The following is a 23,739-nucleotide window of genomic DNA, read 5'->3' on the forward strand; positions in this document are numbered from 1 at the left end:
GGCTGTCCATCCGACGGGCCAGCGGGTCAGTCGGGTCCAGCCGGTGCCGCCCCACGGCGGTGCACCGCGACCGCGGCGAGCAGTACACAGCCGGTCATCGGCACCACCAGCGGGACCAGCTGCCAGGTGACCAGGACCAGACCGGTGAGGGCGAGCGTCAGCAGCACCGTACCGCCGGGGTCGGTCCGCAGCGTGCGCACCGCGGCGCGCAGCAGCGCCGGCCAGGCCGCGCCCGGGTGCCAGCCAGCGGCGGCCCGCAACAGTACGGCGCCCAGACCGACCGCGGTGAGCAGGCAGGCCGCCGCCACCAGCTCACCGACAGGCAACTGGCCGGTGCGTACCACCGCCGCGTCGAAGTACAGCAGCAGCCCGGCCCCGACCGCCGCGAGCGACCACGGCCAGCTGCCGGGCAGCGCGGTCCGCAACCGTACGCCGAAGGCACCGAGCCGGGTGCTGCCGGCGTCGTCGACGTACGCCCGCAGCTGCGCGCACCCGGCGGCCAGCGCGGCCAGCAGCGTGACCAGCGGCAGCAAGCTGACCAGCACCAGCACTCCGACCAGCAGGGTCTCACCGAACAACGCGAAGCGGGCGCCACGCACACCGGCTCCGGCGGTGGTGGCGAGGTCGTCGCGGCCGGTGGCGCTCATCCCTTCAACCCCGAGGTGGCGACCCCGTCCACCAGCAGCCGCTGGAAGAACAGGAAGAACCCGATGACCGGCAGCAGCGCGAGCATCGACATGGCCATCAACGCACCGTAGTCGGACAGCGTGGTCTGATCGATGTAGAGCTGCAGCGCCAACGGCAACGGGTACTTGTCCGGGGTGCTGAGGTAGATGAGCGGGGCGAGGAAGTCGTTCCAGGTCCAGATGAAGGTGAAGATGGCCGTGGTGACCATCGCCGGCCGGGACAACGGCAGCACCACGTGCCAGAAGATGCCCCACGGCCCGGCGCCGTCGATCCGGGCCGACTCGTCCAGTTCATGCGGGATGCCGCGCATGAACTGGACCATCAGGAAGACGAAGAACGCCTCGGCGGCGAGGAACTTGCCGGCCAGCAGCGGCACGTAGGTGTCGACCAGACCGAGTTTCTGGAAGACCGCGTACTGCGGGACGATCAGCACGTGGAACGGCAGCAGCAGGGTCGAGATCATCAGTACGAACAGGACGGTACGGCCACGGAACCGTAGCCGGGCGAAGGCGTAGCCGGCCAGGGCCGACGACGCCACCGTCCCGACCACGGCGAGCACCGCCAGCACCGCCGAGTTCCAGAAGAACCGCAGCACGCTGATACCGGCCATGCCCTCGGCCGCCCGCTGGTAGTTACCCAGCGTCGGGTCCTGGGGAAACAGTTCCAGGCTGCCGACGATCGACCCGGACGGTTTGAACGAGGCGGAGACGACCCAGACCACCGGGTAGAGGATCACCGCCAGCAGCGCCACCGCCGCCAGATGCCAGCCGACGCTGCCGAGGCGACGCCGCCGGGTGGCGGCACCCGCCGCCCGGGACGCGGGGGTCATCGGTCGTCTCCCGAGTAGTGGACCCAGCCACGGGCGGTCCGGAACAGCATCGCGGTCACCAGCCCCACGCCGAGCAGTAGCATCCAGGCCATCGCCGAGGCGTAGCCCATCCGGAAGTCGGTGAAGCCCCGGTCATAGAGGTAAACCGTGTAGAACAGGGTCGAGCCGGCAGGGCTGCCGTTGCGGCCGCCGATGACGTACGCCGAGGTGAAGATCTGGAACGAGTTGATCGTCTCCAGCAGCAGGTTGAAGAACAGCACCGGTGAGATCATCGGCAGGGTCACCGACCAGAACCGACGCGCCCGGCCGGCGCCGTCCACCTCGGCTGCCTCGTACAGCTCGGCCGGCACCTGTTTGAGCCCGGCGAGGAAGATCACCATAGGCGCGCCGAACTGCCAGGCCGCCAGCAGCACCAGCATGAGCAGCGAGAAGTCGGGATTGCCGACCCACCCGCCACTGTCCAGGCCGACCGAGCTCAGCAGTCGGTCGACCACCGCGTCGTCGCTGAACAGCGCCTTCCAGACGATGGCGACGCTGACGCTGGCGCCGATCAACGACGGCCCGTAGAACGCTGCCCGGTAGAAACCCTGGCCGCGGCGGCGCTGGTTGAGCAGCATCGCCACCGCCAGCGCCGCGGCGAGCTTCAACGGTACGGCGAGCAGCACGTATCCAGCGGTGACCCGGACCGACTGCAGCCACCGGTCGTCGTCGAAGAGCCGGCGGTAGTTGTCCAGCCCGACCCATCCCGGCGTGGTGAACAGGTTGTAGTCGGTGAACGACAGGTACAGCGAGGCCGCCATCGGGCCGACCGTCAGCAGCAGCATGCCGACGATCCAGGGGGACAGGAACAGGTAACCGGCCACCGGGTCGCCGTTGCGGCGACCCGATGGCGGCGTCGCCGGTCTACGGCGGTCGGCTGCCGCGGGCCGGGCGGAGTCGACGGTGGAGCTTGTCATCGGATTCCTCGGGCTGGTCACCGCGTACGGATCAGGGCTCGAGGATTTCCTCGGCTTCGGCGAAGAGCTGGTCGACCGCCTCTGCTACGCCGATCCGCCCGTAGTGCAGCTCTTCGCTGATCCGGATGAACGCTGCCTCGATGCTGCCGGCACCGCGCGGAGGCGCCGGTGGTGCCTGGGTGAGTTGGTCGGCGATGGTCTCCTCGTAGGCGGCCACGGCGGCCAGCGGCCCGTCGAGTTCGGCCGCGTCCCGCTGGGCGTTGGTGGCCGGCAGGCCACGGTTGCCGCCGAAGATCCGACCCACCTCCGGGTCGTTGATCATGAAGGAGATCAGTCTGGCAGCCGCCTCCGGGTGCTCGGTGCCGGCCGACGTGCTCAGCAGCATCGCCGGTTTGAGGTACTGCCCGAGCTGTCCCGGGTTGTCGCTGGGCACCGGGCCCAGCCTGATCTCGGTGTCGGTCTCGCCCGCGTACCGGGTGAGGAAGTTGTCCCAGCTGAGGTCGGAGGCGGCAAGGTCGTCGACCCAGAGGGAGGCCGGTTTGATCTGGACGGCGGTCTCCACCGGCAGGACCACGTCCTGCTCGATCAGGTCCATGCCCTGCTGCCAGAACCGCGCCAGCCGTTCCTTGCTGAAGCCGAGGCGGCCGTCCTCGGTGAACAACGCCCCGCCCTCCTGACGCAGCTGCGCCTCAAGGTTGTAGATCACCCCTGTGTAGTTGCCGCCGCCGTAGGTGCCGGTCTCGGCCTTGATGGTGGCCATCGCGGCGTGGTAGTCCTCCCAGGTCCAGCCGATCGCCGGCGCGGGCACCCCGGCCTGCTCGAACAGCGCCGGGTTGTAGAACATGCTCCAGGTGTTGCCGCCGACCGGGACCGCGTACAGCGTGCCGTCGACCGCGCCGGCGCCGTCGAACCCGGCCAGCAGGTCGTCGAGGACGAGGTCGGTGCCGACGTGCTCGTCGAGACCGCCGAGCACTCCCCGGTCGGCGTACTCGCGCAGGTAGGAGAAGTCCATCTGCAGGACGTCCGGCATGTTGCCGCCGGCGGTCTCGGTGGTCAGCTTCTGCCAGTACGCCTCGTATTCCTGGAAGCTCGGCGTCACGGTGATGCCCGGGTTCTGCTCCTCGAACAGGTCGATCGCCTGCTGCATCAGGTCGGCCCGATCGGCGTTGCCCCACCAGGAGTAGCGCAGCGCGACCTCGCCCGACTCGGTGTCGTCGCCGCAGGCGACGGTGCCGGTGGCGACCAGCGAGAGGGCGGCAGCGATGGCCAGCGACCTGGTGAATCGTTTCAATATTGCCATCAGAAACCTCCGGATCCGAGCCGACCAGCAGGTGCGTAACCATGTGTTAGGGGCCACAGGAAGCGCTTGTCAACGTAGGTTAGGAGTCAGTTACATGTGCGTCAATGGCTGACTTGAACGTTACAACTCCGCGACATGCCCGCCGACCCGGGCCGGGCCGGGGCAGCACACCGGCCGCACTGGTCGTACCATCGCGACATGGCAGAGATGGTCACCCTGCGGCTGAGCCCGCAGACCCTGGCCAGGGCGCGGGCCGCTGCCGAACGGGACGGGATGACGCTCTCCGACTGGATCGACCGGGCGGCCCGCCGGGAAGCGCGCCGCGACGCCGCCCGGGCACACGAGGAGTGGCTGGCCGCCAACCCGGAGGTCCGCGACGAACTGGACGGCTTCGACGAACTCGCCGACACGCTGGAGTCCGGCTGGTCCGACCTGTCTGACGCGGCGTGAACCGCGGCGAGATCTGGACCGTCGGCGAGCGCTCCGACCTGCGCTACCGGGTGGTGGTGCTGTCCGGCGACACGCACAACGAGCGACCCAGGGCGGCCCCGTACTGCGCGCCGATCGTCCGCCAGCGCGGCGCCACCAGCCTGCCTCCGTTCGTGGTGCCGCTGGCCGAGACCGACCCGCTGTCCGGAGTCGTCGTGGTCAACCGGATGCGCCGCATCTCCGGCCGCTCCGGGGCGGAACGGGTCGGCATGGTCACCGGTGCCAGCATGGCCCGCCTGGAAGAGGCGATGCGGGACCTGTTCGACCTTTGACAGGTGCGCGCGTTCGGCCTTTGCCAGGTGCGCGCGGCCCGGCACCTCGGACGGGTGCAATCCCCGCCGACGCTGGCGGAAGCGCCCGGCCAGGTGGTACGACGGTCCGATGGGTATCGTGTCGCCCGGGTTCCAGGGCCGTCCACGTTCTCCCGGCGCTGTCACCCTGCCGCCGGGACAGTATCTGACCGAGGACTTCCCGGTGCTGTCCGCCGGCCCGACCCCGCGCATCGACGTCGCCGGCTGGCAGTTCGTGGTCACCACCGAGGACGGCACCGAGCAGCGGTGGAGCTGGCCGGAGCTGCTCGACCTGCCCAGTGAGGACGTCACCGTCGACCTGCACTGCGTGACCAAGTGGTCCAAGCTCGGCACCCGCTGGCACGGCGTCTCCCTCGACACCCTGCTGGCCGACATCGACACCAGCGCCGACTACGCCCTCGCCCACTCGTACGGCGGTTACACCACCAACCTGCCACTGGCTGACCTGCTCGACGGGCAGGCGTGGATCGCCTACCGCTACGACGACGCCGACCTGAGCCCGGAGCACGGCGGCCCGGCCCGGCTGCTGGTGCCGCACCTCTATCTGTGGAAGTCGGCCAAATGGGTGCACGGCATCCGGCTGCTGACCGACGATGAACCCGGCTTCTGGGAGACCGCCGGCTACCACGATTACGGTGACCCATGGCGCGAGCAGCGGTACCAGGGCGACTGAGCTGGCGGGTGGCCCGCCTCGCCGCCGTCCGCGACGAGACGACGACCGCCCGTACCCTGCTGCTCGACGTGCCGGACTGGCCCGGACACCTGCCCGGCCAGCACGTCGACGTGCGGCTCACCGCCGCCGACGGTTACCAGGCACAGCGCAGCTACTCGGTCGCCAACGCGGCCGACGGCGACCGGGTCGAGCTGACCGTGCAGCGGGTGCCCGACGGCGAGGTCTCCGGCTACCTGGCCGGCCCGTACGCCGTCGGTGACCCGGTGGAGATCCGCGGACCGGTCGGCGGCTGGTTCGTGTGGCGACCGGACACGACCGATCCGGTGCTGTTGATCGCCGGCGGCTCCGGCATCGTGCCGCTGATGGCGATGATCCGCGCCCGACGGGCCGCCGGAAGCCGGGTACCGTTCCGGCTCATCTACTCGGTGCGTACCCCGGCCGACGTCTACTACGCCGACGAGCTGCGCCGCCGCGCCCGCGACGACGCCGGTCTCGACGTCAGCTACGTCTACACCCGGGAGGCGCCCGAGGGCTGGCCCGGCCAGGTCGGCCGGATCGGAGTCTCCCGGGTCAACACCGACGGCTGGCCGGCCATGCTCGAACCGGCCTGCTATGTCTGCGGGCCGACCGGCTTCGTGGAGACGGTCGCCGACATCCTGATCGCCCTCGGGCACGACCCCCGCCGCGTCCGCACCGAACGATTCGGACCCACCGGAGGTTGACATGACCGACCAGCCCGTGACGTCGGTGCTGCCCGACGGACGTCACATGACGGACGAGCAGCACCTGCCCGACGAGCACCACCTGGACGGTAACGCGCTGGCCGGTCCGCTGGGCGAGATCTTCGCGGTGGACGTCACCACCGCGATCGGCCGCTGCGCCAGCTGCGGGCGGGCCGGACCGCTCGCCGCCCTGATGGTCTACTCCGACGCGCCTGGCCTGGTCGCCCGCTGCCCGCACTGCACCGGGGTGCTGCTGCGACTGGTACGCGGCCCGGTCGACGTCTGGCTCGACCTGCACGGCGCGCTGAGCCTGCGGATCGCCGTGCCGACGGGTTGAGCATCTCCGACTCCGCCGGGCGGACCGGCCCGGCGGAGTCGGATCAACTCAGCCGGTGAACGGCGCGGGACCGAACCGGCCCCAGGCGACGAAGGCGGCCATCGCGGCATAGACCAGGTCGGGCAGGGCCGTCAGGCGTTCGCCGCGTCGCAGCCGCATGGTCGCCGCACCGGTGAACAGCACCGCGACGCAGACCGCGGTCACCGGCACCAGGACCGGGGCGATGCCGAGCACCGCCGGCAGGATCAGCCCTGCTGCGGCCAACAGCTCCAGGATCGTGATGACCCACAGCGCGCGAGGGCTGAAGTCCATCACCCACTCCCCGGCCCGACCCATCGAGGCCAGCTTCTCCCGGGGCACCAGCACCTTCCCGGTGCTGACCACCATGACGACGGCCAGCCAGCCGGTGACGATCCACAGTATGAGATTCATGGTTGTCCTTTCGATCGGTCGCGAGCGGCACGTACCACGGTGGTGGGGTCGCCGACCGGGCCCAGGTGCCGCAACTTGTCCGGGTTGGCGATGGAGTGGATTGCGCGGACCCGCCCGTTGGCGATGTCCAGCCCAATGACCCCGACCAGCTGGTCCTGCGGGTCGTAGGCGGCCACGCCGGGTTGTCCGTTGACCGAGACCGGCCTCAGCCGTACCCCGAGATCCGGCAGCCGGGGCAGCCAGGTCGCCAGGACGCGGGCCACCCGGGTACGCCCGTACACCGGCCGGGGCAGCGCGGGAACCTTGCCGCCGCCGTCGCCGTGCATGGCCACGTCCTGCGCCAGCAACTGCTCCAACGCCGGCAGGTCGCCCTGCTGGGCGGCAGCGAAGAACCGTCGGGCCAGCTCGTCGCGTTGCCGCCGGCTGGCGTGGTAGCGCGGTCGACGCGCGCGGATCTTCTCCCGCGCTCGGGCGACCAGGTGCCGGGCACCGTCCACGTCGGCGCCGACGATCTCGGCCACCTGCGGGTACGGGTAGTCGAACACCTCGCGCAGCAGGAACGCGGCGCGCTGCTGCGCTGACAGGCTCTCCAGCAGGACGAGAAAGGCCAGCGACAGTGAATCGGCGGTCTCCGCCTGCTCGGCCGGTGTGGGATCGGTGACCAGTGGCTCAGGCAGCCACTCGCCGACGTAACGTTCCCTACGGACCCGGGCCGAGCGGAGCTGGTCGATGGCCAACCGGGTGGCCAGCGTGGCGGCGTACGCCCGGGGTGAGGCGATCGCCTCGCCCCGCAGCGCACTCTGGTGCATCCGCAGGAACGTCTCCTGCGTGACGTCCTCGGCCTCGCTGACGCTGCCGAGCATCCGGTAGGCGATGGTGAACGCCCACGGGCGCAGTTCGTCGTAGATTTCGGTGGGCGGCATGGCCGACTACCGCCGCCGTTCGGTACGGGTCGTCATCGGGTGGTCTCCACTCGTCGTCCTCACCACCACAGACGAGACACCCCGACCCGGCATGACAGGGTGTTACCCGGGTCACAGTGCGGCGCCGGCAGATCGCAACATGGAGGATGCGGCAGCGCCGCACTGCCCGGGGGCAGGTGTATGTACCGACGTGCAGCGCATCAGAGCGGTTCGCCGGGGATGGCGCTGTAGTCCTTGCGGATCTGCTCGACCAGCGGAGTCATGTCGGACCATCGGGTGGCGTCGATCGCGGTGACAGCCCGGACGCCAACCGCGGCGTTGGTGGTGAACGCCGCGGTGTAGCGATCCAGCTCCGACACGTCGACGCGGCGCTCGAGCCCGGCGCGTACCTGCTGGATCAATGCCATCGTGATTCCCGGCAGCACCGGTGCCTGTGGCCAGACGATCTCGTCGCCTTCGATCAGGCCGACGTTCCAGGTCGCCCCCTCGGAGATGAAACCCTCCCTGTCCACGAACAGCACGTCATCGAACCCAGCGAGTTGAGCCTGTCGGCGGTGGAAGATCGTCGCGAACAGGCCGAGGTGCTTGACGGCTGGTACGTCCCGCTCGTAGCAGCGAGTGGCGAGCACCAGCGGTCGTGGTGGGACCGACGACACCGCTCGCGTGGTGACGAGCACCTGAGGGCGTGATGCGCTGGCGGGATACCCCAGGTCGAGGTCCGGGTCGAACACCGTCACCCTGGCGACGGTCGACTCGGCGGAACCCACCACTTGACGGACATAGCTGCGAACCTCGTGCTGATCGAGTTCCGCGCCGAAGAGTGCGCGGCAGTCCCTTGTCAGCCGGTCGAGGTGAAGTGCGAGTCCGCGCACCCGGCCGGCGTCCACTCGCATGGACGTGAAGTGACCGTAGTTGGTGAGACCCAGGATCCTCAGGTGATCCAGATCGACAGGCTTCCCGTTCAGCAGCATGATGCCAGTCTCCAATCCGGGCATGGCCGCCGCGATCAGCAGACCGGTGGGGCGGACGCGCGCAGCGCCTCGGCCAGCCACTCGAACGGGAACCGTTCCGGCTCCACGCCGTTGACGGCAGTGACCAGCGCCATGTACCGGTCGAATGGTCCCTGTGGATCCGGCGGTGTACGGTCCCACACCGCGCCGGCGAGCATGTGGTCGGCCGTCTGGATCCGGAACTCGGGGGTGTCCGGCAGACCCGGGCTGTCCGGTGTCGCGAATACGCCGGTCAGCCAGCCCATCCACCGGTCGGCGATCTCCCGCCCCTGCGGCGAGTCCGGTGGTACCCGGTCCCGCGCCGCGTCCATCACCGCCTGGCCGATCGGCATAGCCGCCTCCATCCGGTCCAGCATCGGCGATGAGGTCATCAGCGGCCCTGCCCCGGTGGTGCACACCTGGTGCAACTCGCGGCGCACGGCCTGTCGGACCTCGCCGTCCCGGAGCAGATCGGCCAACTCGATCCATGCCTCCAGCTGGGCCGCGGTGGGATGCTCGGGCAGTTCCGGTCGGGCCGCCCGCCACCACCGCATCATCTGCTCCGGTGGTTCCCAGCCGGTGGAGACCTCGGCCCAGAACTCGTCGATCAGCCGATCGCGTTCCTCGTCCGACATACCGACCAGCTTGTGCATCAGCGTCACCTGCTCGGCGGTGGAGTCCTGCCGCAGGATGGTCGACAGCACCGCGCGGCGGCTGCGCAGCCGGGTCTCCTGCTCGGTCAGCAGAGCCAGGTGGGTGGCGGCCAGTTCGCGCAGCGTCGCCTCGCCGGCCAGCACCCGCCGGATCTCGTCCAGCCCGGCGTCGAGTTCCCGAAGCGTTCGGACCAGTTCCAGCCGGGCGATCGCCGACACGTCGTACAGCCGGTGGCCGGCCGGGGAAGTGGCTGCCGGCGTGACGACACCGGCGTCGGCGTAGTACCGGACGGCGCTGACGCTCAGACCGGTACGTCGGGCGACATCCCCGATGGGGTACAGCTCGTTCATCTCCACGGCGTCCACTATGCGATCTCAAGCGGCTCGAGATACAAGCTTCGTGAAGTCGCGCCGGCAGCGGTACGCCGGATTCGTTACGCCGACTCCTGCGGCGCGGAACCGATCGGCTTGACCATCTGCTGAGCGGTGACCGTGAATCCGGTCGACTCGTACAGTCGGCGGGCCACCAGGTTGTCTCCGAAGACGTTCAACCCGAGCCGGGTGACTCCGCGCGCCGCCAGCACCGGCTCGACAGCGGCCAGGATGGCCCGCCCGTACCCGGTGCCGCGATGGGCGGTGTCCACCTCGATGCTGTAGATCCAGGCCGGCCGCTCCGGCTCTGCCGGATCCGGCAGCCCGACCCAGATCCAGCCGACCGGCCGCGCGTCGTCGGTGCCCGTCTCCCGCGCGACGAGGAACAGCATCCGATCGGTGGCCAGCCCGTCGGGCAGCAACTCGGCGTGCTGGCGGCGGGACTCGGTCAGTGCCGTCTCGGTGGTGGCCCGACCGGACCGCAGCAGGTCACCGGCATAACCCGCCACCAGTGCGGGAATCCGTACGTCGTACTCGCTCTGGGTCATCGGGTGCAGCGATACGGTACGCGCGTCTGACATCGTCACCGGCACATCGTGGCGTACCTGGTCGTGTGCCGTCACGTCAATTGCGCGACGGTCGTCGGCCGGCAGCACACGATCGTGGGTGGGACCAGGCGGCACCGCCGCCAGTACACTGCCGCTGTGGCGACCGAGGCGGACCGTGGTGGCGGTCAGAACCTGCCGCACCACCTCAACGACCTGCCGAAGGCCCAGTTCGCGTTCCCCGGGCCGCTACGCGACCGGCTGGTCGCGGCGATCCTCACCGGTGCGAAGACTTCCACGTCCGGGCTGCTGCTCGAGTACCGGCACGAGGACGAGCCGCTGCCGGTCGCGGGGGACCGGTCCGTTCTGGTGGACTCGGCGGACCGGCCCTGCGCGGTGCTGGAGACCACCGAGGTACGGGTGGTCCCACTTGCCGAGGTGGACCTCGCTCACGCCATCGACGAAGGTGAAGGGTTCACCGACGTCGCCGGCTGGCGCCGCGCGCACATCGACTTCTGGCAGTCTGCGCCGATGCGGGCCGCTCTCGGTGACGAGACGTTCACTGTTGACGACCGGACGATGGTGGTGGCCGAACGGTTCCGGGTCGTGCAGCGGATCTGGCGGTCCGGCGAGGTGGCCCTCGCCTACGCCGCCGAAAGTCGAGCGGCGGTCGACGCGCTACGGGCCGTACCGGAGGCGGACTTTGACCGGCCGACCAGATGCGCGCCGTGGACAGTCAAGGAACTGCTTGCGCACACCGTGATCGCGCTGTCCCGTACCGTCGAGATGCTCGACGACAGCGCACCCGCCGCCGGCCCCGACGGCCCGGTGGACGCGGTCGGCTACTACACGCCCGACGCACGGTTCCGTCCCGATGCGGACGGTGGGCGGATCGCCGACGCTCAGCGGTGGGCGGCGGCTCGGACGGTTACCGCCGCTGTCGACGAGCTGGCGGCGCGGGCAGCGACCGCCACCGCTCGGGTCGCGGCGCAGCCGCCGGACCGCCTGGTCGTCACCCGGCACGGTGACCTGATGACGCTGACCGACTTCCAGGCCACCCGGGTCGTCGAGCTCGCCGTCCACGGGGTCGACCTGGCCGACGGCCTCGGCATGGCGTCGTGGCTGACCGCCCAGGCGGCGGACCTGGTGGTGGCGCTGTCGGCGGGCACCACCCTGGCGCCGCTGCGGGCGGCGCGCCGATGGGACCGGCCGACATTGGTACGCGCGGTCACCGGGCGGGTCGATTCAGGTGACGTGAACCCGGCGGAACTGCACCCGCAGGGGGTGCGCTCTCCGTTCTTCGGCGGCACGCACCGTCCCACTGTGGTTGGCGAAGAGTAGCGGGACCGACCTGCCCTCGAAGCGCCTTGCGACTGCCCGTAGGTTGACAGCGACAAGGCCACAACGAGACCCTTTCGCGATTCTGACTTTTGGTGCTGGAGGTTTGCCGTGGACTGGTCCCTCGGGAACATACTGATTCTGCTGGTCGTGGTGTTGCTCGGTGCAGTCGCCGGGTGGCTCGTGATGAGCCGCCGGTCCGCCGCCGGCAAGGACGCCCCGGTGAAGCCCGAGGCTACTGCCGTGGCCGAGCCGCCGACTGCTACCTCGGAGGAGCCGTCGGCGGCCGAACCGGCCCGTCCGGAGCCCGCATCGCCGGCCGATCCGGTCAAGACCGAGCCCGCCACCGAGGTTCCCGCCGAGCCCGGCGCGATCGCCTCGGCCGAGCCGGTCAGTGTCGAGCCCACCGCCGACAAGCCGGTCGACCCCGAGCCGGTCGACCCCGAGCCGGTCGACCCCGAGCCGGCGCCGGCCGCTGATCCTGCTCCCGCGACGCCGGCCGCCGCCGTTGAGCCCGCTGCCGCCGCCGTCGAGCCTGCCGCTGCTGGACCCGCTGTCGACCCGCCCGCTGCCGAGCCGTCCACTGCCGAGCCGTCCACTGCCGAGCCGTCCACTGCCGAGCCGTCCACTGCCGCCGAGCCGGGGCCGGCGGACGACTTCCGACGCATCGAGGGCATCGGGCCGAAGATGGCCGCCGCCCTGCAGTCCGCCGGGATCCGCACGTACGAGCAGTTGGGCGCGACCGACGAGGCGGCGCTGCGCGCGGCGGTACGCGCCGCCGGCGTACGGGCCACCGCCAGCCTGCCGACCTGGCCGGCCAAGGCCCGGGAGCTGGCGGCGGCCCGCTCCGCGACCTGACCGGGTACGGCCCGACAGCCAGAGTGGACCGACGTGGAGTGACCTAGGTCCCGGCGATCAGGGACGTACGGCGGCAGTGTTCGATCACCGTACCGCGTGACGATGAGGTCGAGCACCGGCGGCAGGGTGCCGCCGGTGCCGACCGAACGAGGTGATCGGCATGACCGCAGTCGTCCAGGTGCACACCAAGCCGGCCGCGCCGGCCGAGACAGAGGTCGCGATCGACGCTCTCGTCTCGGCCGCGTCCAAGGCACTCGACGACTACGCCGAATTCGACCAGCAGCGGATCGACACGATCGTCGGCAAGGCGTCGGTCGCCGCGCTCGGCCGACACAGCGACCTGGCCCGGCTGGCAGTGCAGGAGACCGGCCGCGGCGTCTTCGAGGACAAAGCGGTGAAGAACATCTTCGCCTGCGAACACGTCACACACAGCATGGCGGCGCTGAAGACGGTCGGCGTGGTCGGCCGTGACGACATCAGCGGCATCGTCGAGATCGCCGAACCGGTCGGCGTCATCTGCGGCGTCACCCCGGTCACCAACCCGACGTCGACGACGATCTTCAAGGCCCTGCTGGCGTTGAAGACCCGCAACCCGATCATCTTCGCCTTTCATCCGGCGGCCCAGCGGTGCAGCGCCGAAGCGGCCCGGGTGGTCCGCGACGCGGCGGTCGCCGCCGGCGCGCCGGCGCACTGCATTCAGTGGATCGAGCATCCGTCGGTCGCGGCGACCGGGGCGCTGATGCGCCACGACGGGGTCGCGCTGATCCTCGCCACCGGTGGCAACGGCATGGTGCGGGCCGCGTACTCGGCGGGCAAGCCGGCGCTGGGCGTCGGCGCCGGGAACGTCCCCGCCTACCTGGAGCGGACCGCGAAACTGGCCCGGGCGGTCAACGACGTGGTGCTGTCCAAGGCGTTCGACAACGGCATGGTCTGCGCCTCGGAGCAGGCGGTCATCGTCGATGACGACATCTACGAGCCGGCGATGGCCGAGTTCGCGAAGCTGCACGCGCACCGGGCGACAGCGCAGCAGAAACGCCAACTGGAGGAGCTGCTGTTCGGTGCCGCCGCCGGGTCGGCGGGCTGCGCCGGAGCCAAACTCAACCCGGCGGTCGTCGGGCAGTCCCCGGTGTGGATCGCGCAGCAGGCCGGGTTCACCGTGCCGGCCGACACGTCGATCATCCTGGTCGAGGTCGACCAGGTCGGCCCGGCCGAGCCGTTGACCAGGGAGAAGCTCTGCCCGGTGCTGGCGGTGTTGCGTGCCGACGGGCACGCCGACGGCATCCGGTACGCCGAGCAGATGGTCGAGTTCCACGGGCTCGGCCACAGCGCGGTCATCCACACCGGCGACGCCGCCCTCGCCGAGGAGTTCGGCCGGCGGGTCAGGGCGGTACGGATCATCTGGAACGCGCCGGCCTCGCAGGGCGCGATCGGTGACATGTACAACGCGATCGCGCCGTCGTTGACGCTGGGTTGCGGCAGCTATGGGCGCAACTCGGTGTCGAGCAATGTGACCGCCGTCCACCTGCTCAACATCAAGCGGGTGGCGAGGCGAACCAACAACCTGCAGTGGTTCAAGGTGCCGCCGAAGATCTACTTCGAGCCACACGCGATCCGCTACCTGGCCGACATGCCGGACCTGCACCGGGTCACCGTAGTCACCGACGCGACGATGACCCGGCTCGGGTTCGTCGACCGGATCCTTACCGTGCTGCAGGGCCGGTCCGAACGGGTCGCACTGCAGATCATCGACACCGTCGAACCGGAGCCGAGCATCCGTACCGTGGACGCTGGCGCCGAACAGATGCGCCACTTCCGGCCGGACACCATCATCGCCCTCGGCGGCGGTTCAGTGATGGACGCGGCCAAGGTGATGTGGCTGCGCTACGAACACCCCGGCGTGGTCTTCGCCGACATGCGGGAGAAGTTCTTCGACATCCGCAAGCGGGCGTTCACCTTCCCGGCCCCGGGCGAGTTGGCCAAGCTGGTCTGCATCCCGACCACGTCGGGCACCGGGGCCGAGGTCACCCCGTTCGCGGTGATCACCGACACGGTGACCGGCAAGAAGTACCCGCTGGCCGACTACGCGCTCACCCCGAACGTGGCGATCATCGACCCGGTGCTCGCCGCCGACCTGCCGGCGGTGGTGACCGCCGACAGCGGCTTCGACGCGTTGACCCACGCCACCGAGTCGTACGTGTCGGTGTACGCCAACGACTACACCGACGGGCTCGCCCTGCAGGCGATCCGGCTGATCTTCGCCTACCTGGAGCAGGCGGTGCGGGACGGTGCCGCCGACCCCGAGGCCCGGGAGAAGATGCACAACGCCGGCACCATCGCCGGGATGGCGTTCGGCAACGCCTTTCTCGGCATCGTGCACGCCATGTCGCACACCCTCGGTGCGACGTTCCACATCGCCCACGGTCGGACCAACGCGATCCTGATGCCGCACGTGATCCGTTACAACGGGGCGCGGCCCGGCAAGCTGTCCGGCTGGCCGAAGTACGAGAACTACCGGGCTCCGGAACGGTTCCAGGAGATTGCCCGGATGCTCGGCCTTCCGGCGGCCACTCCCGCCGAAGGCGTCGAGTCGTACGCCGCCGCTGTGGAACGGCTACGCGACGCGGTCGGCATCGAGCCGTCGTTCCAGGCGGTCGGGGTCGACGAGGCGTCGTTCCTGGCCAGTCTGCCGCAGCAGGCGGTCAACGCGTACGAGGACCAGTGCGCACCGGCCAACCCGCGGATGCCGATGCTCGACGACATGCAGGAGATCATGCGTACCGCGTACTACGGCGCGGCCGGTCGTTGATCGTCTCCGGTCCGGCTGCGGCACGCTGCCGCAGCCGGACGTGGCGCGCCTGCCCATCGGCCCCGGCGGTCACTGTTGCTCGGGGAACGCCACACAGTTGGCGCAGCCCGGACTTGGCACGGGCAACTCGGTCTGCTCATCGAGGGTGATCGCTCTGTCGACCAGTGGGTGGTCGACCGGGATCGACCGGGCGGCCACCGTGCCGTCCGGCTCACCGACGAGTTCGACGCAGGCCAGGCGGACCTGCTCCGAGCGCATCAGACAGACGCCCCGGTTCGCCGGTGGCGCCCCACCTGGAAACACGATCCGTACCGGCGAGGCGTCGGTCGGGTGGTAGGGCACCAACTGGGTGCGGTAGACGAAGGTCGGCCCGTCGTCGGGGCGGAACACCGCGACCCCGAACCGGTATTTGTCCTTGTAGGTGGTGCAGAGCGTCGCCTCGCCCGGCAGCACCGGACCGAGGTCCGGGTCCGCGACGAGGCCGCTCAACTGGCCGGCGGCGCAGCCAGCCGGAGTCCACCAGTCCGTGATGGCCGGCTCGCTGGTGGGGATCGGCGAAGCCGAAGCCGTCCATGACGGCGTCGGCGTACCTGCGGACACGGGCGTGGCGGACACGCTGGCGGTCGACAGCCACGCCAGGGTAGCTGCCATCAGGATCGTCGCGGCCGTCATCACGGCGGTCCGGCGAGGTGTGGGGGTCAATGGGATTCCTCCTCCGGTGCGGACGTTTCCGCGTGGGACGACGAGCGGGGTGCCGCGGTACGGGTGGGCGGAGCCAGGGCGACCACACCCGTGGCGCCGAGCAGGATCGCCAACTGGAAGCGGTTCTCCACGCCGAGGCGGTCCATCAGGTTGCGCATCGTGTACGCGACGGTGCGCAGGCTCAGCCGCAGTTCCTCGGCGGCGGAGGCGTCGGTGTGCCCGGCGGCGAGGAGTGCGACCAGCGCCTGCTCACGGGGGGTCAGTGTGATCGCAGGTCTCCCTCCTGGACCGGACCGGTGCGCCCGCGCCCACAGCTGGTCGAACAGGTCGCACAGTTGGCGGACCGCGACCGGGTCCACCAGCTCGACGTATCCGGCCTCGAAGTCGAGCGGATCGACGGGGAACAGCGCGACGCGTCGGTCGTAGACCAGCAGTTTGATCGGCGGGTCGGGCAGCTCCCGGACCCGTTCGGGGTCGGCCGCGTCGAGCTGGGCGAGATGCTCGACGCTGTGGTCGTCGACGGTGGGCGGCCGCTGCAGCACCCGCACCCGGATGCCCCGGTCCAGTTGGCTGCGGTCCAGTGGGATCGCCTCCGCCGAGGCCGCCGCGCTGATCACTTCGGTGTTGATGGCCAGGTGTTCGTGTCGTTCGGCGGCGACCAGCCGCCGCACCCGGTCGCGGGCGGCGGTCCGGCTGCCCAGGCTGCGTACCGCCGGGTCGTCCGGGCCGGGCAGGTCGATGCCGTGCACGGTACGGAAATGCTGGCGCCAGACGTCCTGCCGCCGTACCGGCCGCGCGGGCCGGCGTAGCCGCGCGATGACCGGACCCGCTGGCAGCGGCCGCCAGCCGGCAGCGGTCGGCACCGCCGCCGCCAGGCCGTTCAGTTCGTCGAGCGCGACCTTGACGCGTTTGCGGGTCAGCCCCAGCTCATGGGCGAGCTGGCCGCTGCTGCGGGCACCGAACATGGTCAGCGCCCGGTAGACCAGATCGGCATCGGGTGAGGCGCCCCACCGGGTCAGTTGTGCAACCGCGGTCGGGCCGTGCGTCCTGATGGTCCCCGTTCCCCGTGTCACGCCGGTCAGCTCAGCACAGAAACGCCGCAGGAGAGAAGACCACGGCACCGGACGGTTGCGCGATTGTGCAATCGGTTCGCGCCGTCCTTGTCGAACCGGGCGCCGATAGGTGATCGTGATCCGGGCAGGCGCGCGTTCGGGGGCGTCGCTTGTCGGCCGCCGGATCGCGATGGCCGACAAGCGACGGCACCACGGCGGTCAGGACGTCGGGGCCGACTTTCCCCAGCGGGGGGCGGCGAACCACAGCCCGGCGAGCCGGTCCGGCGGCGCGGCCAGGCCCGGACCGCCGGCCGCGATCCACTCGGCGACACTCGACAGTGACGTCTCGTCGAGCACACCGCCGAGCCACACCGGGCGGGCGCCCAGTCGGCGGGCCAGCGCCGCCGGCTGCACGACTACCACGTTGGACCGGTCACAGGCGTTGAGGCAGTCGGACACCCGTACCGACCCGGCGGCGCGCAGGATGTCGAGCTGCCGGTCGTGGTCGACGTCCGGGTGTTTGCGACGGGTGCCGCAACAGCAGCCCCGGCAGACGGTCACCCGGACGGGGCGCCCGGCCGCCGGGCCCGCCGGGCCGTGCTCCGGGCCCGCCGCGCCGTCGTCCGCCGTCACGCGACGTCGGCGAGCGTGGACCGCCGACCACCGGTCCGGGCCGGGATGAGCAGCAGTCCGAACACCACCCCGAGGACCGTCCACATCGTGGCGAGCTGGGCCAGCGAGGCGAGTCGGAATTCCCACAGCAGCGCCGCCGGGATGTCGGCGGGCACGTCGACCCCGGTGGCCGGCCAGAGCGCCAGCAGCAGGGCGTACCCGACGACGGCCAGCGCCGCCGCGACCACCGTCCGGTAGGGTGCCGGCCGCGCCCAGCCGGTCAGCCGCCGGTGGGTCAGCAGCGCCAGCCAGGTGACGGCGGCCGCGGCGATGATGAACGACAGATACTGTCCGGTGCGCTGGTTGACGGTGTCCGGGTCGCCGACGCCCGGCGGGTTGGCCGGGAAGTGGATCGCCGGTAGCAGCGCCACCACGACGAAGCCGAGCCCGGCGAGCAGCCCCACCCGGCGGAAGTCGTCGCGGCCGGGCAGCAGGTGCCGGGTCGCCGCGAAGACCACGGCGACGATCAACGCCAGGCACAGCGCCACCGCTACGGTGGCGACCAGCCCGCCGAAGACCTGCATGGCCCGACCGACCAACTCCTCGTCGTGACTGTGTCCGGCCGTGCCGGTCGCCGTGCGGGCCTCCTCGACGACCAGCGCCGACTCGATCCGTGGTTCGACGATCAGCAGGGCCGCCACCGCTCCCGCCGCGCCGGCGGCCGCACCGGCGAGCAGGCCGCGGCCCAGCACCGCGCCGAACGGGTAGGTGCTCATCGGAGCTGGCCGCCGCTCAGTGGCACGGTACGCCGAGGGCGTGCCGGCCGTCGTGGGTGAACTCGTGCACGAACTCGGCGGCACCGGCCAGCACCAGCCCGTTGTCCTGCGCGACCAGGTAGATGACGACCGCCGCGACGGCGGCCAGCAACCAACCGGCGAGCGGTACGCGGATGGCGGTGGTGGTGACCTCGCCGCCGACAGAAGGTGCAGTCATGCCAGGAAATCCTCTCGTCCATGCCTCGTGGCGATGCGGTGCGTGCCACGGCCGGTCTCCTGGCTCCCGGATCGTCGCGGCCGTCCCGCCTTCCCGGACCGTCGTCGGCCCAGTGGCGTGGTGGAACGGACACTTCCCGGTCACAGTGGCGAGGACCACGCCGGACTCACACCGGCTTCCCGAACACCGTGGCCTGCGCAGCGTACCGCCGTGGTGACCGCTCGGGCAATGGCTGCGGCCGTGGCCGGCACCGGGACCGGCGCCACATTGACGGTGGACCGCCGGTGGGGGAGCATGACCGGCACGAGCGGTGCGCGGAGGAACCCGGTGCGAATCCGGGGCGGTCCCGCCACTGTGACCGGTGAGTCGCGTCCCCGTGAGACAGCCACTGCCCCAACGGCGGGAAGGCTCGGGACGCGACGTCGATCCGGCAGCCAGGAGACTCCGGCCGCTCGCTGGTCCACCGGTACGCGGGCGTGGACACCCGCGGGAGGGATTCACCATGCACACCTGTCGGCCCCTGCCATGACGCCGTACCCGTTCACCGCCGTCGTCGGCCTGCCCGACCTGCGGCAGGCCCTGCTGCTCGCCGCGGTGCACCCCGGCATCGGCGGCGTGCTCATCCGGGGTGAGAAGGGCACCGCGAAGTCGACGATCGTCCGCGCGCTGGCCGGGCTGCTACCGGAGGTCGACCGGGTGCTCGGCTGCCGGTTCGGCTGCGACCCGGCGGCCCCGGACCCAACCTGCCCCGATGGGCCGCACACCGCGCCGGTGACCGCACGCCGCGGCCCGGCCGCCCTGGTCGAGCTGCCGGTCGGCGCCACTGAGGACCGGGTGGTCGGCACCCTCGACATTCAGCGGGTGCTCAGCGCTGGCGTGAAGGCCTACGAGCCGGGGCTGCTCGCCGCCGCGCACCGGGGCCTGCTCTACGTCGACGAGGTCAACCTGTTGCCGGACCATCTGGTGGACCTGCTGCTGGACGCGGCGGCGATGGGCCGGGCCCACGTCGAACGCGACGGGGTGTCGGTCAGTCACGCCGCCCGGTTCCTGCTGGTCGGCACGATGAACCCGGAGGAGGGCGAGCCGCGTCCACAGTTGCTGGACCGCTTCGGGTTGATGGTGTCGGTGGCCGCACCTTCCGAGGTGGCCGACCGGGCCGAGGTGGTGCGCCGGCGGCTGGCGTACGAGACCGACCCGGTGGCGTTCGCGGACCGCTGGCGGTCCACCGACAGCCAGCTCGCAGAGCGGGTACGCGACGCGCGGGCGGCCCTGCCTGCGGTCACGCTGCCCGATGCCGAGATCGACCGGATCGCCCGGATCTGCCTGGCGTACCAGGTGGACGGTATGCGGGCCGACATCGTGATGGCCCGCGCCGCGGTCGCGCTGGCCGCCTGGCGCGGTCAGACGGCGGTCACCGCCGCCGAGGTCGCCGACGCAGCCCGGCTGGCACTGCCGCACCGGCGGCGCCGTGACCCGCTCGATCCGCCCGGCGCCGACGAGCAGCGCCTCGACGAGGTGCTGCGGGACGAGTGCGGCGACGACGACCCCGGTCCTGCGCCGCCGCCGGATCCGCCGCCACCGGACGCCGGTCCGCCGCAGGGTCCGCCACCATCGGACGGCGGCCCGTCGACCGGCCCGCCCGAGTCGGACGGCGGCCCGTCAACCGGCCCGCCCGGCTCGGACGGCGGCCCGCCGTCCGAGCCGGCTACGCCGGACGCCAGCGGGCCGGCGGACGGTGCCGAGCAGCCGGACGGCGTACCGCCGGGCGGTCCGGCTCCGGCGGCGGCCGGGCCCGCGTACCGGCCCCGGACCCTGCGCCTACCCGGGCTCGGGGCCGGCGCGACGCCCGGCCGACGTTCGGCGGCCCACGCCGACCGGGGCCGGGTGGTCGGTGCCGGATCACCGACCGGACGGCCGTCGACGGTGCACCTACCGGCCACGGTGCGTGCCGCCGCATCCCGGGGTGCCCGCCGGATCACCCCCGCCGACCTGCGCCAGGCCCGCTACGTCGGCCAGGAGGCGAACCTGATCCTGTTCGTGGTCGACGCCTCCGGGTCGATGGCGGCCCGGCAGCGAATGGCCGTGGTCAAGACCGCCGTGCTGTCGCTGCTGCGCGACGCCTACCACCGGCGGGACCGGATCGGGATGATCACCTTCCGGGGCGCCGCCGCCGACGTGGTGCTGCCGCCGACCAGCAGCCACGAGGTGGCCGTCGCCAAGCTGGCGCAGCTGCGCACCGGTGGCCGTACCCCGATCGCCGCCGGGCTGCGGGCCGCCGCCGCCACCGTCGCCGCCGAGCGCCGCCGCGAGCCACGCCGTCGGCCACTGATCCTGTTGGTCACCGACGGGCGGTCGACCAGCGGGCCGAATCCGATAGCCCTGGCGCCGCTGCTCGCCGGCACCGCGATGGTGGTGCTCGACTGCGAGTCCGGTCCGGTGCGACTGGGCCTGGCCCGGCGGCTCGCCACCGCTTTCGACGCCGAATGGCTGCCGCTGGAGGCGCTGTCGGCGGTGGTGCCGCACCCCGGGACCGTCAACCGGTCGACCGCTACGAACCAGCCTGGCGCCGCACCTCGGGTCGGCCTCGCCGGCGGGAGGGCTGCCTGATGCCACAGGGTAAACCGGAACACGTCCCCGACGACGGGCTGACCACCCGGGCCCGGCGGCGTCAGCCGGTGCTCGCGGTGCACACCGGGCCCGGTAAGGGCAAGTCGACGGCGGCCTTCGGGATGGCGTTGCGGGCCTGGTCGGCCGGCTGGCCGGTGGTCGTGTACCAGTTCGTCAAGTCTCCGAAGTGGAAGGTCGGCGAGGAGGCGGCCCTGCGTACCCTCGGCGAGTCCGGCCGGGGAGCGCCGGTGACCTGGCACAAGATGGGGGAGGGCTGGTCCTGGATCCAGCGCCCCGGCACCGAGCGTGATCACGCCGCCGAAGCCGCCGAAGGCTGGGCCCAGATCCGCCGCGACCTGGCCGCCGAGGCGTACCGGTTCTACGTGCTGGACGAGTTCACCTACCCGATCAAGTGGGGCTGGATCGACGTCGCCGAGGTGGTGTCGGTACTGCGGGACCGGCCGGGCAGCCAGCATGTGGTGGTCACCGGCCGGGACGCCGCCCCGGAGCTGATCGACCTCGCCGACCTGGTGACCGAGATGACCAAGGTCAAGCATCCGATGGACGCCGGACGCAAGGGCCAGCAGGGCATCGAGTGGTAGCCGTACCTCGGGTGGTGGTCGCCGCCCCCGGCTCCGGGCACGGCAAGACCACGGTGGCCACCGGCCTGCTCGCCGCCTACGCGGCCCAGGGTGTCCGGGTCGCCGGCTTCAAGGTCGGCCCGGACTACATCGACCCCGGTTACCACACGCTCGCCGCCGGCCGGCCCGGCCGCAACCTGGACCCGGTGCTGGTCGGTGAGGAGCGCGTCGCGCCACTGTTCGCCCACGGCGCCGCCGGTGCCGACCTCGCGGTCATCGAGGGCGTGATGGGGCTCTACGACGGCCGGGTCGGCGGTGCCGACGTCGGCTCCACCGCCCAGGTCGCGGCGCTGCTGGCGGCCCCGGTGCTGCTGGTCGTCGACGCGGCCGGGCAGAGCCGGTCGATCGCCGCACTGGTGCACGGCTTCCGGTCGTTCGGGCAGGTCCACATCGCCGGGGTGATCCTCAACCGGGTCGGCTCCGACCGGCACGCGCAGGTGCTGCGGGACGCCTGTGCGGAGGTCGGCGCGCCGGTGCTCGGGGTGCTGCGTCGACAGCCGTCGGTCGACACCCCGTCGCGGCATCTGGGTCTGGTGCCGGCGGTGGAACGCGCCGCCGAGGCGCGTGCGGCGGTCGGGGCGCTGGCGGAGTTGGTCGCCGCGTCGGTGGACCTGGCCGCGGTGGCGGCGGTGGCGGGCGCCGCGCCCGCGCTGGCGGTCGGACCCTGGTCGCCGGCGGCTGCCGTACGGGATGCGGACGCCCGTCCCGGCGAGAACGTGCCTGGGGAGGCGAGCGGTGACCGGCCGGTGGTTGCCGTCGCCGGTGGACCGGCGTTCAGCTTCGGCTATCCGGAGACCGTCGAGCTGCTGACGGCAGCCGGTGCCGAGGTGCGTACCGTCGATCCGGTCCGCGACCAGCGACTGCCCGCGGCGACTGCGGCGTTGGTCGTCGGCGGCGGCTTTCCCGAGGTGTACGCCGCCGAGCTGGCCGCGAACGCCGGGTTGCGGCGGCAGGTGGCGGCGTTGGCGGCCGCCGGCGCGCCGATCGTCGCCGAGTGCGCCGGCCTGCTGTGGCTGTGCCGCACCCTCGACGAGGCGCCGATGTGCGGAGTGCTGCCGGCGGACGCGCGGATGACGTCCCGGTTGACGCTCGGCTACCGCGATGCGGTGGCGTTGACCGACAGCGTGTTGGCGCCGGAGGGGGCCCGGCTGACCGGCCACGAGTTCCACCGTACCGAGGTGACGCCGCGGGCCGGCGCGGCACCGGCCTGGGGGTGGCGTGGCGCGGCGCCGGAGGGTTTCGTCGCCGGTGGCGTGCACGCGTCGTATCTGCACCTGCACTGGGCGGCCCGGCCGCAGATCGCGTCCCGGCTGGTCGCGGCCGCGCGGCGGGCGGTGTCAGTCCCGTGGCAAGCTGGCGGTGAACATGGCGATCAGCCGTTCGTAGCTCTCCGTAACGTCCTCGGGCAGGCCGAACCCGCCGTCGATTTCCAGGCAGACGAAGCCGTGCATCATCGCCCGTAGGCAGCGGGTGGCGTGTACCGCCGCCGACCGCTGCAGTCCGTAGCCGCGCAGCACGGCCAGGAACACCTCCAGCAGCCTGGTTCCTTCGGTGGCGGTGATCGGGTCGCGGATCGGGTCGGCGGGCATCGCCGCCCACCGGGCGGGATGCCGGCGGACGTAGTCCCGGCTGGCGTGCATCAGGGCGGCGACGGCCGCGTCCCGGCTGAGGCCGAGGGTGTGGCGGGTGAGTTCGTCGGCGAACTCACCGACGAGCCGGGACCCGATGAGCGCCCGCAGTTCGGTGAGGCCGCCGGTGACGTGCTTGTAGAGCGACGGTGTGGCGACCCCGACCCGGCCGGCCACCGCGTTGAGCGACAGCGCGTCGAGTCCCTGCTCGTCGATGAGGGCGATCGCGGCGTCGACCAGGCCGCCCCGGGTGAGCCCTGCTCTAGGCACGTCGGCGGCCGGAC

At 71.7% G+C, this 23,739-nt stretch carries 24 protein-coding genes, 3 pseudogenes and 2 riboswitches; of the genes and pseudogenes, 12 read left to right on the forward strand and 15 right to left on the reverse strand.

Going from position 1 to position 23,739, the window contains the following annotated elements:
* Positions 1-26: 26 nt before the first annotated feature.
* The 4 genes from O7629_RS10490 to O7629_RS10505 are packed head-to-tail and all read right to left on the reverse strand — an operon-like array spanning position 27 to position 3,772.
* Positions 27-647, reverse strand: coding sequence for a hypothetical protein (locus O7629_RS10490; protein WP_278168901.1), 621 nt, complete (start codon positions 645-647; stop codon positions 27-29).
* The gene (locus O7629_RS10495; protein ID WP_278168902.1) at positions 644-1,516 is read right to left on the reverse strand and encodes a carbohydrate ABC transporter permease; all 873 of its coding nucleotides are present in this window, start codon (positions 1,514-1,516) and stop codon (positions 644-646) included. Before O7629_RS10495 ends, O7629_RS10490 begins: the two co-directional genes overlap by 4 nt.
* Positions 1,513-2,472 carry a sugar ABC transporter permease gene (locus tag O7629_RS10500; protein ID WP_278168903.1) on the reverse strand — a complete coding sequence of 320 codons (960 nt, stop codon included), beginning with the start codon at positions 2,470-2,472 and terminating at the stop codon, positions 1,513-1,515. Before O7629_RS10500 ends, O7629_RS10495 begins: the two co-directional genes overlap by 4 nt.
* A 31-nt stretch (positions 2,473-2,503) precedes the next feature.
* Entirely contained in the window at positions 2,504-3,772 is a 1,269-nt protein-coding gene (locus O7629_RS10505; RefSeq protein WP_278168904.1) for an extracellular solute-binding protein, read from the reverse strand.
* Positions 3,773-3,970: 198 nt separating this feature from the next.
* Between O7629_RS10505 and O7629_RS10510 the strand changes: the two genes are divergently transcribed.
* The 5 genes from O7629_RS10510 (at position 3,971) to O7629_RS10530 (ending at position 6,304) form a co-directional block, all read left to right on the forward strand.
* A complete protein-coding gene (locus tag O7629_RS10510; protein WP_278168905.1) occupies positions 3,971-4,222 on the forward strand; it encodes a hypothetical protein in 252 nt (83 codons plus the stop codon).
* On the forward strand, positions 4,219-4,533 hold the full coding sequence (locus tag O7629_RS10515; RefSeq protein WP_278168906.1) for a type II toxin-antitoxin system PemK/MazF family toxin: 315 nt from the start codon (positions 4,219-4,221) through the stop codon (positions 4,531-4,533). Before O7629_RS10510 ends, O7629_RS10515 begins: the two co-directional genes overlap by 4 nt.
* Before the next feature lie 109 nt (positions 4,534-4,642).
* On the forward strand, positions 4,643-5,245 hold the full coding sequence (locus O7629_RS10520; RefSeq protein WP_278168907.1) for a sulfite oxidase-like oxidoreductase: 603 nt from the start codon (positions 4,643-4,645) through the stop codon (positions 5,243-5,245).
* Positions 5,215-5,967 (forward strand): ferredoxin reductase, encoded by a 753-nt coding sequence (locus tag O7629_RS10525; protein WP_278168908.1) that lies wholly within the window; start codon positions 5,215-5,217, stop codon positions 5,965-5,967. Before O7629_RS10520 ends, O7629_RS10525 begins: the two co-directional genes overlap by 31 nt.
* Before the next feature lie 64 nt (positions 5,968-6,031).
* Entirely contained in the window at positions 6,032-6,304 is a 273-nt protein-coding gene (locus tag O7629_RS10530; protein ID WP_123604612.1) for a DUF6510 family protein, read from the forward strand.
* Between the two features lie 48 nt (positions 6,305-6,352).
* On the opposite strand, the gene O7629_RS10535 is transcribed toward O7629_RS10530, so the two are convergent.
* The 5 genes from O7629_RS10535 to O7629_RS10555 form a co-directional block, all read right to left on the reverse strand.
* Entirely contained in the window at positions 6,353-6,736 is a 384-nt protein-coding gene (locus O7629_RS10535) for a DoxX family protein (protein ID WP_278168909.1), read from the reverse strand.
* Positions 6,733-7,659: an RNA polymerase sigma-70 factor gene (locus O7629_RS10540; protein ID WP_278168910.1), complete on the reverse strand. Its 927-nt coding sequence runs from the start codon at positions 7,657-7,659 to the stop codon at positions 6,733-6,735. Before O7629_RS10540 ends, O7629_RS10535 begins: the two co-directional genes overlap by 4 nt.
* Positions 7,660-7,859: 200 nt before the next feature.
* Positions 7,860-8,630, reverse strand: a complete 771-nt coding sequence (locus O7629_RS10545; protein ID WP_278168911.1) for an aminotransferase class IV family protein — start codon at positions 8,628-8,630, stop codon at positions 7,860-7,862.
* A 35-nt stretch (positions 8,631-8,665) separates the two neighbouring features.
* Positions 8,666-9,658: a MerR family transcriptional regulator gene (locus O7629_RS10550; protein WP_278168912.1), complete on the reverse strand. Its 993-nt coding sequence runs from the start codon at positions 9,656-9,658 to the stop codon at positions 8,666-8,668.
* Positions 9,659-9,735: 77 nt separating this feature from the next.
* Complete coding sequence (locus O7629_RS10555; RefSeq protein WP_278174484.1) at positions 9,736-10,254, reverse strand: GNAT family N-acetyltransferase; 519 nt, start codon at positions 10,252-10,254, stop codon at positions 9,736-9,738.
* Between the two features lie 159 nt (positions 10,255-10,413).
* Here O7629_RS10555 and O7629_RS10560 point away from each other — a divergent pair.
* From O7629_RS10560 to adhE, 4 genes and pseudogenes are all read left to right on the forward strand, one after another.
* Positions 10,414-10,836: pseudogene (locus O7629_RS10560) on the forward strand (ASCH domain-containing protein); the annotation flags it as partial.
* Between the two features lie 39 nt (positions 10,837-10,875).
* A pseudogene (locus O7629_RS10565) lies at positions 10,876-11,559 on the forward strand (maleylpyruvate isomerase N-terminal domain-containing protein); the annotation flags it as partial.
* 183 nt (positions 11,560-11,742) lie between these two features.
* The gene (locus tag O7629_RS10570) at positions 11,743-12,414 is read left to right on the forward strand and encodes a helix-hairpin-helix domain-containing protein (RefSeq protein WP_278168913.1); all 672 of its coding nucleotides are present in this window, start codon (positions 11,743-11,745) and stop codon (positions 12,412-12,414) included.
* 160 nt (positions 12,415-12,574) lie between these two features.
* Positions 12,575-15,220, forward strand: a complete 2,646-nt coding sequence (gene adhE, locus O7629_RS10575) for a bifunctional acetaldehyde-CoA/alcohol dehydrogenase (protein ID WP_278168914.1) — start codon at positions 12,575-12,577, stop codon at positions 15,218-15,220.
* 69 nt (positions 15,221-15,289) lie between these two features.
* Here adhE and O7629_RS10580 read toward each other — a convergent pair whose 3' ends face one another.
* The 5 genes from O7629_RS10580 to O7629_RS10600 all read right to left on the reverse strand — a co-directional run bounded on the left by O7629_RS10580 (position 15,290) and on the right by O7629_RS10600 (position 18,579).
* Positions 15,290-15,922: a hypothetical protein gene (locus O7629_RS10580; RefSeq protein ID WP_278168915.1), complete on the reverse strand. Its 633-nt coding sequence runs from the start codon at positions 15,920-15,922 to the stop codon at positions 15,290-15,292.
* Positions 15,919-16,995: a helix-turn-helix transcriptional regulator gene (locus O7629_RS10585; RefSeq protein ID WP_278168916.1), complete on the reverse strand. Its 1,077-nt coding sequence runs from the start codon at positions 16,993-16,995 to the stop codon at positions 15,919-15,921. The genes O7629_RS10580 and O7629_RS10585 overlap by 4 nt, the downstream gene beginning before the upstream one ends.
* 198 nt (positions 16,996-17,193) lie before the next feature.
* On the reverse strand, positions 17,194-17,535 hold the full coding sequence (locus tag O7629_RS10590) for a hypothetical protein (RefSeq protein WP_278174486.1): 342 nt from the start codon (positions 17,533-17,535) through the stop codon (positions 17,194-17,196).
* Positions 17,536-17,603: 68 nt separating this feature from the next.
* Positions 17,604-18,362, reverse strand: coding sequence for a CbtA family protein (locus tag O7629_RS10595; RefSeq protein WP_278168917.1), 759 nt, complete (start codon positions 18,360-18,362; stop codon positions 17,604-17,606).
* Between the two features lie 16 nt (positions 18,363-18,378).
* Complete coding sequence (locus O7629_RS10600) at positions 18,379-18,579, reverse strand: CbtB-domain containing protein (protein ID WP_278168918.1); 201 nt, start codon at positions 18,577-18,579, stop codon at positions 18,379-18,381.
* 31 nt (positions 18,580-18,610) lie between these two features.
* Positions 18,611-18,785: riboswitch (cobalamin riboswitch) on the reverse strand.
* Between the two features lie 111 nt (positions 18,786-18,896).
* Positions 18,897-19,024: riboswitch (cobalamin riboswitch) on the forward strand.
* Positions 19,025-19,104: 80 nt separating this feature from the next.
* On the opposite strand from O7629_RS10600, the gene O7629_RS10605 reads away from it, so the two are divergent.
* The 3 genes from O7629_RS10605 to O7629_RS10615 are packed head-to-tail and all read left to right on the forward strand — an operon-like array spanning position 19,105 to position 23,290.
* A complete protein-coding gene (locus tag O7629_RS10605; protein WP_278168919.1) occupies positions 19,105-21,186 on the forward strand; it encodes a VWA domain-containing protein in 2,082 nt (693 codons plus the stop codon).
* On the forward strand, positions 21,186-21,788 hold the full coding sequence (cobO, locus tag O7629_RS10610) for a cob(I)yrinic acid a,c-diamide adenosyltransferase (RefSeq protein WP_278168920.1): 603 nt from the start codon (positions 21,186-21,188) through the stop codon (positions 21,786-21,788). The genes O7629_RS10605 and cobO overlap by 1 nt, the downstream gene beginning before the upstream one ends.
* A complete protein-coding gene (locus O7629_RS10615) occupies positions 21,782-23,290 on the forward strand; it encodes a cobyrinate a,c-diamide synthase (protein WP_278168921.1) in 1,509 nt (502 codons plus the stop codon). The genes cobO and O7629_RS10615 overlap by 7 nt, the downstream gene beginning before the upstream one ends.
* Here the strand turns inward: O7629_RS10615 and O7629_RS10620 are convergent.
* Positions 23,249-23,725 (reverse strand): annotated as a pseudogene (locus tag O7629_RS10620) (TetR/AcrR family transcriptional regulator); the annotation flags it as partial. The gene O7629_RS10615 and the pseudogene O7629_RS10620 overlap by 42 nt on opposite strands.
* Positions 23,726-23,739: the final 14 nt, after the last annotated feature.

Origin of the sequence: Solwaraspora sp. WMMD792 (assembly GCF_029626105.1) — a bacterium.
Classification (GTDB): Bacteria; Actinomycetota; Actinomycetes; order Mycobacteriales; family Micromonosporaceae; genus Micromonospora_E.